Below are 12,949 nucleotides of genomic sequence, written 5' to 3' on the forward strand. Positions count from 1 at the left end.
GATTCCCGCAGAAGAGGTCTGTTTCTGTCCTCTACTCGGAAGAGAATGGGGGAATGACCGGCAGCTCCTCCCGCATGCTCGCCCTGCTGTCGCTGCTGCAGACGTCGCGCGACTGGCCGGGGAGCGTGCTCGCCGGCCGCCTCGACGTGAGCCCGCGCACCGTGCGGCGCGACGTCGAGCGGCTGCGCGAACTCGGCTACCGCATCTCCGCGATCAAGGGCCCAGACGGGGGCTACCGCCTGGCTGCGGGTTCCGAGCTGCCGCCGCTGCTGTTCGACGACGACCAGGCCGTCGCGATCGCCGTCGCTCTGCAGAACGCCCCGTCGAGCGGCATCGACATCGACGAAGGAGCCGCGCGCGCCCTCGCCACCGTCCGTCAGGTGATGCCCTCCCGACTGCGGCACCGGGTCGACGGCATCCGTTTCTCCGGCACGGGGAACGAGACCAGGGTCGATGCCGCCGTGCTGGAGGCGGCGAGCGCGGCCGTGCGCGACCGGAAGGTGCTGCGCTTCGACTACGGCGCCGATGACGACCGGCCGGCGCGGCGCACCGAGCCGCACGAGATCGTCGCGCGGGAGAACCGCTGGTACCTGCTCGCGTGGGATCTGGATGCCGACGACTGGCGCATCTTCCGCCTCGATCGGATGCGGCCGCGCATCCCGACCGGCCCGTCGTTCACCCCGCGGCCGCTTCCCGCGGGGGATGCGCGCACCTATCTCGCCGCACGCGCCAAGGGCTCGGATGCCGAGGACCGCTGGCCCTGCGTCGGGGAGGTCGTGATCGCGCTGCCGGCGCGCGAGGTCGCGGTGTGGATCGGCTCCGACGGCACGGTGCAGCCCCGCGACGAACGCTCGTGCCAGGTCACCGTCGGGTCGTGGTCCTGGGTCGGCGTGCTCGCGTCGGTGATGAGGTTCGACGCCCCGTTCACCGTCGTGGGCCCCGAGGAGCTCCGCGTCGCCGCGCAGACGCTCACCGCTCGCCTCGCCGCCGCGGCATCCCCGCGCTAGCTCGCCCCGAGCGCTCCCCACGCCCACGCCCCGCCCCACACACCCCACGCCCCCACGCCCCACGCGCGCGCCCACCGCCCCGCACACCCCACGCCCACCCGCAGGCTGAGGGGCCACGAAGTGCCGCGTCAAGGGGCGTGGATGCGGCGCTTCACGACCCCTCACGACCGAGGAACGAGCATCGCCCCGCCCGCGGGATGCGGACGGGGCGATGCGTTCAGGATGCTGCGATCAGGATGCTGCGGTCACTCGCTCTCGGTGGCGCCGAGCGCGCGGCGGCGACGGTGCGTCATCCACGCGCCCGCTCCGAGCGCCATCAGCAGCGCACCGAGCAGGGCCGCGTTCGCCGCCGCACCGGCGTCGCCACCGGTGTTCGCCAGCGTGCCGCCAGTCCCGCTGCCCGTCCCCGCCGCCGTGCCCGAGCCGCCGGCGCCGCCGCCGGCTCCGGCTGTACCGGTCCCGGCCGCCGTGACCGTGAGCGCGAGCCTCGCGAGCTCGGTCTCACCGTCGCGGATCACGATGTGATGCGCACCGGGCTCGATGTCGGCGGGGATCACCAGGGCGATGTCGAGCGCGCCCTCGGAGACCTCGACGTTCGCGAGCGCACGGTACGTGCTCTCGATCCCGATCTCGACCGCCTCCGACGGAACCCCGGATGCCGTGAGCGTCACCGATCCGCCCGCGGCGACCTCGGTGCGCGACAGCTGGGCGACGAGCTCGGCGCCGGGGCCGTCGTCGACCGGCGTGAACGCCCAGTTGTCGACCTCGAACAGGTCGGCATCGGCGTCGGCGCCCTCGGGAGCCGCGAAGACGAAGAACACGTCGTGCTCTCCGGCGGCTCCGGTCACGTCGGCCTGGACGGTGGTCCACTCGCCGACGGTTCCGTCGACCGGGATCTCCGCGACGACCTGTCCGTCGACGTCGTCGAGACGCACCTGGATGCTGCCGCCCTCGACGATCGGCTTCACGCGCGCCGACACCGTCTTCGCGCCGGAGCCGAAGTCGACGCCGGAGACACCGGCGAAGTCGCCGTCATCGACACCCGACAGCACCATGTTGCCCCCGCCGTTGTGCTCGGGGAACTCGACGGATGCGGCATCCGTCTTGGCCGTGCTGATGCCGAGCTGCCAGGCCAGCGTCTCCGCCTCGAACGTGCGGTACGGGTCGAAGCTCTCGACCTGCGCGACACCGGCACGCGTGCCGACGATCGGCTTGATCGTCCCGTCGGCGTTGAACTCCAGCTTGTCGATGTGCACCGAGCGGTAGCCCTGGGTCGCCCCGGGGGTTCCGAGCGCCGCCGCCCACGCCGCGCCGCGCGTCTGCGCGTGATACGTGAAGTACGTCTCGCCCTTGTAGGTGAACATGTCGGAGTGATTGTTGCCGCCGTTGCCCGCTCCGAAGAACGTGCCCTGGTTCTGGAACGCCACACCCGCGTACTCCGACGATCCGAGCTTCATCGGGTCGTCGGTCATCATGTACGCGATGCCGCCGCGCGACGGGTACTGCCCCGGCACCTCGTTGACCTGGAAGTTCGACGAGTAGGAGTAGTAGTACGTGTCGCCGCGCTTGAACATGCTCGAGGCCTCGAACATGCCGGGGCCGTCGATCTCGACCGGGTCGCCGTCGAGGGTGACCATGTCGTCCTTCAGCTTGACCACGCGGGTCGACTTCGGGTTCTGCGGTCCCTGCACGTTCGGCGCGGTACCGATCTGGGAGTTGCCGCCGAAGTACAGGTAGCCCTGGCCGTCGTCGTCGATGAACACCTCGGGGTCGAAGAGCCACATGCCCGCGGGGAATCCGCCGCCGGCGATGTAGTCACGAGACACGGTGTCGGGGATGATCTTCTTGCCCAGCGGGTCGTTCCACGGGCCGAGCGGCGAGCCGCCCACGACCACCGCGGTGCCGGTTCCGCTGTCGCAGAAGTAGAGGTAGACCTTGCCGTCCTTCTCGATCGCGGCGGGAGCCCAGGAGTTCCTCGACCACGGAGCCGCTCCGCCCTCACGGGCGATCGGGATGCTGCCGTGGTCGACCCAGTTGACCATGTCGCTGGTCGACATGACGTTGAGGCGGGTGATGCCGCCGTACCCGTTCGACTGCGTCGGAAGCCCGTTGGCGTCCTTGCTGTTCAGCTCGTACTGCTGCGTGTCGTCGGTCGAGTAGATGTAGAGACGGCCGTTGTAGATGAGGTGGTGCGGGTCGGCTCCGAACTTGTGGCCGACGAGCGGGTTGTGGTCGCCGACCGGCTTGGTCTGCACCTTCTCGAGGCTGGTGAACTCCGGCCCTTCAGGGGCGTCGGCGATCTTCACGAGCGACAGCTCGTCGACCTTGAAGTCCTGCAGCGCACTCGATCCCCAGGGCGTCTCGACGAAGAGCCAGCCCGCGGCGACGTGCTTCGCCTCGGCCGTGAACTCCTGCGAGAACGACCCCCACTCGCCCTTCGTGAACGTGTGACCGTAGTCGGCGCATCCGTTGAAGTTCGTGGGGCAGAACGTGAAGTTGAACTGCTGGGTGGCGTTGCCCTCGTCGTACTTGAGCTTGCCGGTGAGCCGGTAGGAGGCGCCGAGCTCGATCTTGTCCGCGACGCTCGCGAACGGACCGGACTGGGTGTTCTCGCGCCCCGTCACCTGCAGGGAGTGCGCGCCGCTCGCGGCGTCGTCGCTGAGAGCGAGCGTGCCGCCGCGGGTGTTCGTCCATCCCGTGAATCCGGAGACGAAACGGCCGTCCGGCAGCAGGTTGCCCGGCACGGCGGGCGGCTCGACGACGGCGGGGCCGCCGTCGTCGGTGGTGAGGGAGACGTCGTCGATCACGAACGACTGGATGTCGGTGTTCCAGGGCGTCTCGACGAAGAGGATGTCGTAGTCCGAGGTCAGCGGGGTGAACGTCTTCTGCACGCTCGCCCACTGTCCCGCGGTCGCCGTGGTCGACGCGACGACGTCGCAACGGCTGCGCGACGACGTGCACAGGACGATGTTGAAGTTCTGCGTCGCCCGCCCGGTGTCGAACTTCAGCGAGAGGTTCAGGTCGTAGGACGCGTCGGTCGACAGCAGCCCGGTGACGGTGGCCGTCGGCCCCGACTGGAACGAGGTGCGTCCGCTGATGGCGAGGGACTTGGTGCCGGACTTGGCGTCGGTGCTCTGCGAGAGGGTGCCGCCGAGCGGGGCGCTCCATCCGGAGATCCCGCTCTCGAACGTCCCGTTCTGGATGATGCTGGTCGGCGCCGCGTAGGCGGCGCCACTGATGCCCACCGCGGTCACGGACGAGGCGATGAGCGCGGTCACGCCCATCACCGCCGCGGCGCGAGCGCCCGGTAGCCGTCTCCGGCCCGATCTGACTTCTGGTCTCACGTGTCTCACTCCTTGCTGTCGATCGCTCGAGGGCGCACGAAAGCAGCGGCTCCCGTCGATGGACGGAGCCTGCGATCGGCCTCGGGCGAAGCGGGGATGTCGCCGGCCGACGCAGCGTCTTGGGGGTCGCTGCGGAAGGCCGGTCCTGCGTCGGTTCTGAGAGCTCGATCCCGCACTGGCCGCCGATGCGCGGCCCAAGGCGAGTCTCCCTGGCGTTCTCCTCCTCGAGATCCGAGCGCACGGCCATCGTGCGCGCATCGCACGGTGCGGGGACGTGCGTCTGGGGACGCTTCGAAAGTTACCGGTAACAGAGAGTTCTGGCAACCCTCGATGAGAATCCTGTGACGTTCTCGTGACCTTCCCTCCCACCTCTGCGGCGCGAGGGGTCGGAGAACGTCGGATGCACGCCCCGCGATGCCGCACTTCGCGACCCCTCAGGGCACTGACCCCGCGAGGGAAGGGGGCTCGCACGCCCGGTAGAATGGGATCGCCCGCCGGCCCCCTTCCTGAGGAGTGCGCGTGACCAACGCCCCCGAAGCCACCGCCCACACGCACGTTCCCGACTCCGTCGAGAACGCGATCGCGACTCCCGAGAAGGAGCAGCCCTACGCGGCCCTCGGACTCAAGGACGACGAGTACGCGCGCATCAAGGAGATCCTGGGCCGCCGCCCCACCTCGGGCGAGCTGGCGATGTACTCGGTGATGTGGTCGGAGCACTGCTCCTACAAGTCGTCGAAGAACTACCTGCGCCGCTTCGGCCAGAAGGTCTCCGACGAGATGAAGGAACGCCTCATGGTGGGCATGGGCCAGAACGCGGGCGTCATCGACGTCGGCGAGGGCTGGGCCGTCACCTTCAAGGCCGAGTCGCACAACCACCCCTCGTTCATCGAGCCCTTCCAGGGTGCGGCGACCGGCGTCGGCGGCATCGTCCGCGACATCATCTCGATGGGCGCACGCCCGGTCGCGGTCATGGACGCCCTGCGCTTCGGCGCGATCGACCACCCCGACACCGCCCGCGTCGTGCACGGCGTGACCAGCGGCATCAGCTTCTACGGCAACTGCCTCGGCCTGCCGAACATCGGCGGTGAGACGGTCTTCGACTCCGTCTACCAGGCCAACCCGCTCGTCAACGCCCTCGCGGTCGGCGTCCTGCGCCACGAAGACCTCAAGCTCGCCAACGCGACCGGCGTGGGCAACAAGGTCGTGCTGTTCGGCGCCCGCACGGGTGGCGACGGCATCGGCGGCGCCAGCATCCTGGCCTCCGATTCCTTCGACTCCACCGGCCCGACCAAGCGCCCCGCGGTGCAGGTCGGCGACCCGTTCGCCGAGAAGGTGCTCATCGAGTGCTGCCTCGAGCTCTACCGCGACGAGCTCGTCGAGGCGATCCAAGATCTGGGTGCCGCCGGCATCTCGTGCGCCACGAGCGAGCTCGCGGCCAACGGCAATAGCGGCATGAAGGTGTCGCTCGACAACGTGCTGCTGCGCGACCCCACGCTGACCGCTGAGGAGATCCTCATGTCGGAGTCGCAGGAGCGCATGATGGCGATCGTCGCTCCCGAGAAGCTCGACGCGTTCCTCGCGGTCGTGAAGAAGTGGGACGTCGAGACCTCGGTGCTCGGCGAGGTCACCGGAGACGGCCGCCTCATCATCGACTGGCAGGGCGAGCGCATCGTCGACGTCGACCCCTCGACCGTCGCGGTCGACGGTCCCGTCTACGACCGTCCGGTCGCGTACCCGACGTGGATCGACGCACTCCAGGCGGATGCCGCCGAGAACCTGCCCCGCTCGAACGACGCCGACGTGCTGCGGTCGCAGTTCCTCGATCTCGTCGCGAGCCCGAACCTCGCCGACACCCGCTGGATCACGAACCAGTACGACTACTACGTGCTCGGCAACACGGCCCTCGCGTTCCCCGACGACGCCGGCATGATCCGCGTCGACGAGGAGTCGGGCCTGGGCTTCGCGATCTCGACCGACGCGAACGGCCGCTACTGCCAGCTCGACCCGTACGCGGGCGCGCAGCTGGCCCTCGCCGAGGCGTACCGCAACGTCGCCGTCACCGGCGCCGTGCCCACCGCGATCACGGACTGCCTGAACTTCGGCTCCCCCGAGAACCCCGAGGTCATGTGGCAGTTCGGCCAGACCGTCGACGGTCTCGCCGACGGATGCTACGAGCTGGGCACCCCGGTGACCGGCGGCAACGTTTCGTTCTACAACCAGACCGGCGACGTGCCGATCCACCCGACCCCGCTCGTGGGCGTGCTCGGCATCATCGACGACGTCTCCCGCCGCATCCCCTCGGGGTGGCAGGACGAGGGCCAGAACATCTACCTGCTCGGCACGACCGCGACCGAGCTCTCCGGCTCGGCGTGGGCCGATGTGGTGCACCAGCACCTCGGCGGCCTGCCCCCGAAGGTCGACCTCGCCGGCGAGAAGCGCCTGGCCGGTCTCCTCGCCGCCGCGCGCGACGAGTGGCTGATCTCCTCGGCGCACGACGTCTCCGAGGGCGGTCTGGCTCAGGCCCTCGCCGAGGGCGTCATGCGCTTCGGCGTCGGCGCGCGCGTCTGGCTGAACGAGATCATCGAGCGCGACGGCGTGGACGCGGCATCCGCCCTCTTCTCGGAGTCGACCGGTCGCGTGCTCGTGACCGTCCCCCGCGAGGACGACGTGAAGTTCCGCGGGCTGTGCGAGGGTCGCGGCTACCCGGTCGCGCGTATCGGCGTGACCGACAGCGAGCCTCAGCTCGAAGTGCAGGGCGTCTTCACCGTCTCGGCCGCCGAGCTGCGCGAGCGCTCGCAGGCCACCCTTCCCGCGGCCTTCGGCCCGACCGTCGCGGAGCCGGTCGCATGACCGACGACAGCGACTACGGCGACCTCGACGTCCGCCGCAACCGGCGCGTCCGCATCGTGGCCTGGACGGTCATCATCGCGCTGATCCTCGGCGGCGGCGGCGCGACCGTCCTGACGCTGCTCTTCGGCTGAGCCGGGGCGTATCACCGCACACCTTCTTTAGATTTGCATCGCATCTCACCAATAGGACAGGATGCACATTGTGCCCACCTCTGCGTCGCGTCCATCAGAGACTTCGGCCGGTCACGCATGGCTCTCGCACTTCGAAGGAGACGAAGTCGACACCGCGTCGCTGCTGATCGATAGCCTAGAAATCCACGAGCACACCCATGCGCTCAACGCCCTCCGAGATGAACTTCTCCGCGTTTTGGGCGAGGTGGGATCGCAACCCGCGGCGCTGATCGCAATCCGATCGCTTGAAGATCTACCCGCAATCGACGAATCTGCTAACCACGTTGCGTATCGAACGTTCCAACCTGGATCTGCCTTCCCCTCCCTTCCGGGCAGCGAGGCAGACATCGGAGCACTCAGCAGAGACCTGGTGAATTCCTACCCTGATGTATTTCTGTCTCCGGAACTGGACCTCGTAGAGCTGAAGCGTCGTGAAGTTAGGACCATATACCTAGTCTCTGATTACAGCGGCAGCGGCAAGCAGGCCCTGCGATTCGCCGAGACGTTCTTGAGCAACCCAACGATTGCAAGTTGGATTTCATATAAGCTCATACGCGTTCGAATTCTGACGTATGCCGCGAGCCTCACTGCCGCCTCTCTGTTTGAGAATAGCAAGCACTTTGACTTCAGGTCGCTTCAAACCGCAAAGTCCGCGGAAGGGGCCAATTGGAGCCAAGAGCAGCGTCACGCGATCGAGCAATTATGCACGAAATATGCCGACCCTACTCAGGATGATGCACTCGGGTACAAGGGTAGCTTCGGTCTACACTTGTCAAACTTTCGCGTACCGAACAACTTGCCGCAAATCTTGATTAGAGGATCGGGTGCTGCGTGGCCGGGGCTATTTGCCAATAGGTCACTGCCAGTCGGGTTCTACAATGAACTGCCATCTTACCGCCCCTCCGATTCTTTGACGCAAACGCTACGCAATTTGGGCGCGAGTGACATTGCCGACCGGATAGAGAAGAGCCACCGCCCTGTGCCTGGCTTGCGCGCACTCGCGGCGCTTCACCTGCTTGATTACAACCTCTCCGAGGCCCACGTGTTTGGATTACTCGAGATGTCAGAAGAGAACCTACATAAACTCAAGGCATCGCTGCTTTCACTGGAGCTGATTACGATCAATAATCGGGTGACTCGACTCGGGCGACAGGAACTTTCGCTCGCTCGACGGCGAGCCAGTCCGCGAACTTACCGCGAGCAGTCCGGCGGCCTGGTAGATTATGTACCAACTCGGTTGAGGTGAGCGAGTTGGGACACCTAGTGATGAAGCTGACCGAAAGGGTCGGCTCTGGTGCCGATACGGCATCGGGTTGCAGCTCTCTGCAGCCGTTGGCCAAACACGCGATTCGGAGGCAACGGGGTGGATTCGCACTCCGAAGCCTCAAAGCACGAACCCACCCCGTCCCCTCCGGGGAGAATTCGAAGTAGATGTCGCATGCACCTCACCTCAGCCGAGTCATCGCCTCTCAGCACGGTCTCGACCCAGACTCGACCTCCGCATACATTCGGCGTCTTGAGATTCTTCGTGCGACAGGCTCCCCAGCGCTGCTCACACTTAACCATCTGGCACTAAGCGCAAACGTTGACTGGGCTGAGCTGCGCGGTATAGTGCGACGCTCCAGCGCGCCATACCGCCCTATTCGCATCCGCAAGAAGAGCGGCGGCCACCGCGATCTACTTTCTCCGAACGACGAGCTCCTCAAGGTGCAGAGGTGGGTACTGGACAACATCCTTGTTCACTCTCCAAGGCACCCGGACAGCTTCGCCTATTTTGAAAAGGTTACAACTCGCGAGTGCGCTGAGCGGCACGTTGGAGCAACTTGGATGCTCAAGACGGATCTCCACGACTTCTTCCCGTCCGTGACAGAGCGCCAAGTGTATCGAGTATTTTTGGAACTCGGATATTCGCCGCTTCTCTCGTTTGAACTAGCACGCCTGTGCACCTGGCCCAATCAGCGCACATCGGTGGCCTCATTGAGCCCGAACGATACACGTCCATATGCAAGAACCGTGGAGGGAGTTCTGCCACAGGGTGCGCCGACGAGCGGCGCACTTGCGAATGCTGTAAGTCGCGGTCTGGACAGAGGTCTTTCGAGACTCGCGTTGAGACATGGCCTGGTGTACACCCGATATTCGGACGACATTACGCTTTCGGGAAGCGGTTCATTCTCACGCAAATACGCGGCTGCTCTGATCCCAAAGGTACGAGCAATAGTGGAACGGAGCGGATTCAACCTCCATCAGAAGAAGACCAGGATCATTCCGCCGGGCGCGCGGAAGCTCGTGCTCGGCATAATGGTCACTGAATCTGGTCTTGCCATAATGCCCGAGCAAAAACGTCGCGTTGACCTCTACATACACAGCGTCGCAAAATATGGACCGGTTGAATTTGCCAAACATCGAAAGTTTGAATCCGCACTCGCGATGATAAACCATGTCGAGGGGTGGCTTGCATATCTTTATCACATCGATGCCGCCTGGACACGAACCCGTTCTGTGAAGTGGTTTAAAGCGCTCGAGTCCCACCAAGTCTTCTCTGCAGCCTTGGCCTGATCGGAACCGGTCGCGCATTCCGGACCGGCTCCCTCGCGGTGCCTCCTCGATCGCGAGCCAAGCGGGACTTTTCATCGCCGTAGTCGCGGCGAGCAGTCTCGACGTCCGCCGCAACCGGCGCGTCCGCATCGTGGCCTGGACGGTCATCATCGCGCTGATCCTCGGTGGCGGCGGCGCGACCGTCCTGACGCTGCTCTTCGGCTGAGCCGGCCCGCCGCTCCCGTCGCGAAAGGTCCCGCCATCCGCGGCTGATAGCGGGATCTTCTGCGACCGGAACGCGACCGCGACCGTCGGACCCCCGGCCTAGAGTGTCGGGATGAGTCCCGATCCGCGCACGATCCTCGACAGCCTCCGCGCCGTTGCGGCCGCCCGCGCCGCGGCGACGGCGGCGACCCTCGGCGAGCTCATGCACGACCGCGAGGGCTCGAACGACGACGACGAGCACGACCCCGAGGGCGTGACGCTGTCATCGGAGTGGTCGCGGTTGACAGGGCTGGCGGATGCCGCGGCATCCGAACTCCGCCAGGTCGACGAGGCACTCGCCCGGCTCGACACGGGCGACTACGGCGTGTGCGCCCGGTGCGGTCAGCTGATCCCTGCGGCGCGCCTCGAGGTGCGCCCGTACGCGACGCACTGCGTGGCCTGCGCGGAGAAGCTCGGACGCTGACGCGCACCACGATCGCGCGCCGAGGGGCCAGATAGCGCGGCATCCGACCGCCGCGATCCCGCACATTTCGACCCCTCGCATGGAGAGCTCGCTCACGCGCGAACGCATGCTCACACACGCCCGGACGTGCCCACATGCGAGGACGTGCGCACACGCGAACGCATGCTCACGCGCGCGGAAATGCTCACATCCGAGGATGGCGCACGCGCGGACGTGACCTCGCGGAAGGGCGCGCACGAGCACGCGCTCGCTCGGGAAGGCGTGCGCTCAGTTCGCGTCGACGTTGCGTCCGCCCGCTTCCAGCACGTCTCCGGCGGGGCGCTCCTGGTGCCCGCCGAACTGCAGGCGCATCGCCGACAGCACCTGGTTGGCGAAGCGGTCCTCGTCACGGGAGGCGAAGCGCTCGAAGAGGGATGCCGCGAGCACCGGCACCGGCACGCCGACGTCGACAGCGGCCTTCACGGTCCATCGGCCCTCGCCCGAGTCCGACACGCGTCCGGCGAGGCCGTCGAGTCGAGGGTTCTCATGCAGGGCGGCGGCGGTGAGGTCGAGCAGCCACGACGACACCACGGATCCGCGTCGCCAGAGCTCGGCGACCTTCGCGGTGTCGATGGGGAACTGGTAGTACTCGGGCTCCTCGAGCGGAGCGACTTCGGCGGAGTGCTCGGCTTCGCGGATGCCGGCATCCGCGTTCTCCAGCAGGTTGAGCCCCTCGGCGATCGCGGCCATGATTCCGTACTCGATGCCGTTGTGCACCATCTTCACGAAGTGACCGGCACCGGACGGACCGCAGTGCAGGAAGCCCTGCTCCTCGGGGGCGAGATCTCCGCTGCGCCCCGGGGTGCGCTCGATCTCGCCCACTCCGGGGGCGATCGTGCGCAGGATCGGCTCGATGTGCTGCACGGCGGTATCCGATCCGCCGACCATCAGGCAGTATCCGCGGTCGAGGCCGAAGACGCCGCCGCTGGTGCCGATGTCGACGAACTCGATCCCGCGCTCGCGCAGCGCCGCGGCCCGACGCACATCGTCGCGGTAGTTGGAGTTGCCGCCGTCGATGATGATGTCGCCGCGGTCGAGCACGGCGGCCACCTCGTCGACGACCTGGCCGGTGAGGGATGCCGGCACCATGAGCCAGACGACGCGCGGCGTGTGCAGCTTCGCGGCGAGGTCCGCATAGCTGTCGGCGCCCGTCGCCCCCTCGGCCACGAGCGTGGCGACCGCCTGCGGATTCACGTCGTAGACCACGCACTCGTGCCCCGCCCGCATGAGGCGCCGCACGATGTTCGCGCCCATCCGTCCGAGTCCCACCATCGCCAGCTGCATGTTCGCTCCTCACACCACGGACGGCTCTCTGCGGAGCCGGATGCGCTCATCCTGACACGCGCGCCTGAATCCCTCAAACGCGAGGGGCGCCGACCCGCGCCGCTCCCAGACCTGCAGGTTGCGCTGCCCTTCGCTGTAGACGCGGCCGAAATCTCTGCCGCGCGTACAGCGAAGAGCAGCGCGACCGGGGAGTCAGCCGCGCATACAGCGAAGAGCAGCGTGTGACTCGGAGACCAGCAGCGCGACCCGCGGACCAGCAGCGCGACCCGCGGACCAGCAGCGCGACCCGCGGAACAGCAGCGCGACCGGACGAGCTCCGGCGGGCTTCGATGACCGAGCGTCAGGCGACGGGGTCGAGGCGGGACTGTGCGGCGAAGCCGTTCCAGACGGCGCGGAGCCGCGCGACCATGTCGATGGATCGGTCGAGCAGCCACTGCTGCTGCAGTCCGTCGGCGGCCGCGACGATGATGTCGGCGATCAGCTCGGGGTCGGCGTTCGGCCCGAACTCCCCGCTCTCCTGCGCCGCGCGCACCGACTGCGCCGACAGCTCGCGCACCCACGCGTAGCGCTCGACGAAGTACTCGTGGGCCGGGTGCTTGCCGATGCTCGCCTCCGCCGAGAACTCGACGTAGAGCTGCACGAGACCTGGTACCCGCGTGTTGTGCTCGATCACGTCGAGGAAGCCCTGGAAGTTGCGCTTGTCGACCCAGTGCGCCGCGGTGTCGCGCTCGTCACGGGCCCGGAGCACGGCCAGGTACAGCTCTTCACGCGAGCCGAAGTAGTGCATGAGACCGGGCTGGGTGAGCCCGACACGGCTGGCGATCTCGCGGTTCGAGGCGTTGCGGCATCCGAACTCGGCCACGACGTCGAGCGCCACCGCGAGGATCTCCTCCCGCTTGGCAGCGCCCTTCGCGTACTGACCCCGACGATTCATCGCCATAAGTCTAGGAGACGGACGAATCCGGCAGGCGAAGAGCTCTCCTCCGTGCACCGCGCGGTGGTGGGGCGGCCGGAATCCCCCGAGGATCCGGC

General features: G+C 67.2%; 9 protein-coding genes. 6 read left to right on the forward strand and 3 right to left on the reverse strand.

Going from position 1 to position 12,949, the window contains the following annotated elements; translation table 11 throughout:
- Positions 1-53 precede the first annotated feature (53 nt).
- Complete coding sequence (locus ACFVRO_RS02830) at positions 54-1,007, forward strand: helix-turn-helix transcriptional regulator (RefSeq protein ID WP_386949022.1); 954 nt, start codon at positions 54-56, stop codon at positions 1,005-1,007.
- Positions 1,008-1,252: 245 nt separating this feature from the next.
- On the opposite strand, the gene ACFVRO_RS02835 is transcribed toward ACFVRO_RS02830, so the two are convergent.
- Positions 1,253-4,291, reverse strand: coding sequence for a carbohydrate binding domain-containing protein (locus ACFVRO_RS02835; protein WP_386951583.1), 3,039 nt, complete (start codon positions 4,289-4,291; stop codon positions 1,253-1,255).
- Positions 4,292-4,870: 579 nt separating this feature from the next.
- Between ACFVRO_RS02835 and purL the strand changes: the two genes are divergently transcribed.
- From purL to ACFVRO_RS02860, 5 genes are all read left to right on the forward strand, one after another.
- A complete protein-coding gene (purL, locus tag ACFVRO_RS02840; RefSeq protein WP_386949025.1) occupies positions 4,871-7,201 on the forward strand; it encodes a phosphoribosylformylglycinamidine synthase subunit PurL in 2,331 nt (776 codons plus the stop codon).
- Complete coding sequence (locus tag ACFVRO_RS02845) at positions 7,198-7,332, forward strand: hypothetical protein (RefSeq protein ID WP_258132733.1); 135 nt, start codon at positions 7,198-7,200, stop codon at positions 7,330-7,332. The genes purL and ACFVRO_RS02845 overlap by 4 nt, the downstream gene beginning before the upstream one ends.
- A 70-nt stretch (positions 7,333-7,402) precedes the next feature.
- Positions 7,403-8,617 (forward strand): hypothetical protein, encoded by a 1,215-nt coding sequence (locus ACFVRO_RS02850; protein WP_386949028.1) that lies wholly within the window; start codon positions 7,403-7,405, stop codon positions 8,615-8,617.
- Between the two features lie 185 nt (positions 8,618-8,802).
- Positions 8,803-9,927: a reverse transcriptase family protein gene (locus ACFVRO_RS02855; protein WP_386949030.1), complete on the forward strand. Its 1,125-nt coding sequence runs from the start codon at positions 8,803-8,805 to the stop codon at positions 9,925-9,927.
- A 316-nt stretch (positions 9,928-10,243) separates the two neighbouring features.
- Positions 10,244-10,594, forward strand: coding sequence for a TraR/DksA family transcriptional regulator (locus ACFVRO_RS02860; RefSeq protein WP_386949032.1), 351 nt, complete (start codon positions 10,244-10,246; stop codon positions 10,592-10,594).
- Between the two features lie 267 nt (positions 10,595-10,861).
- Here ACFVRO_RS02860 and gnd read toward each other — a convergent pair whose 3' ends face one another.
- Together gnd and ACFVRO_RS02870 are read right to left on the reverse strand one after the other, a co-directional pair.
- Positions 10,862-11,917, reverse strand: a complete 1,056-nt coding sequence (gene gnd, locus ACFVRO_RS02865; protein WP_386949035.1) for a phosphogluconate dehydrogenase (NAD(+)-dependent, decarboxylating) — start codon at positions 11,915-11,917, stop codon at positions 10,862-10,864.
- A 340-nt stretch (positions 11,918-12,257) separates the two neighbouring features.
- Positions 12,258-12,851 (reverse strand): TetR/AcrR family transcriptional regulator, encoded by a 594-nt coding sequence (locus tag ACFVRO_RS02870; RefSeq protein WP_386949037.1) that lies wholly within the window; start codon positions 12,849-12,851, stop codon positions 12,258-12,260.
- Positions 12,852-12,949: the final 98 nt, after the last annotated feature.

Source organism: Microbacterium sp. NPDC057944, assembly GCF_042887445.1.
Taxonomy (GTDB): domain Bacteria; phylum Actinomycetota; class Actinomycetes; order Actinomycetales; family Microbacteriaceae; genus Microbacterium; species Microbacterium natoriense.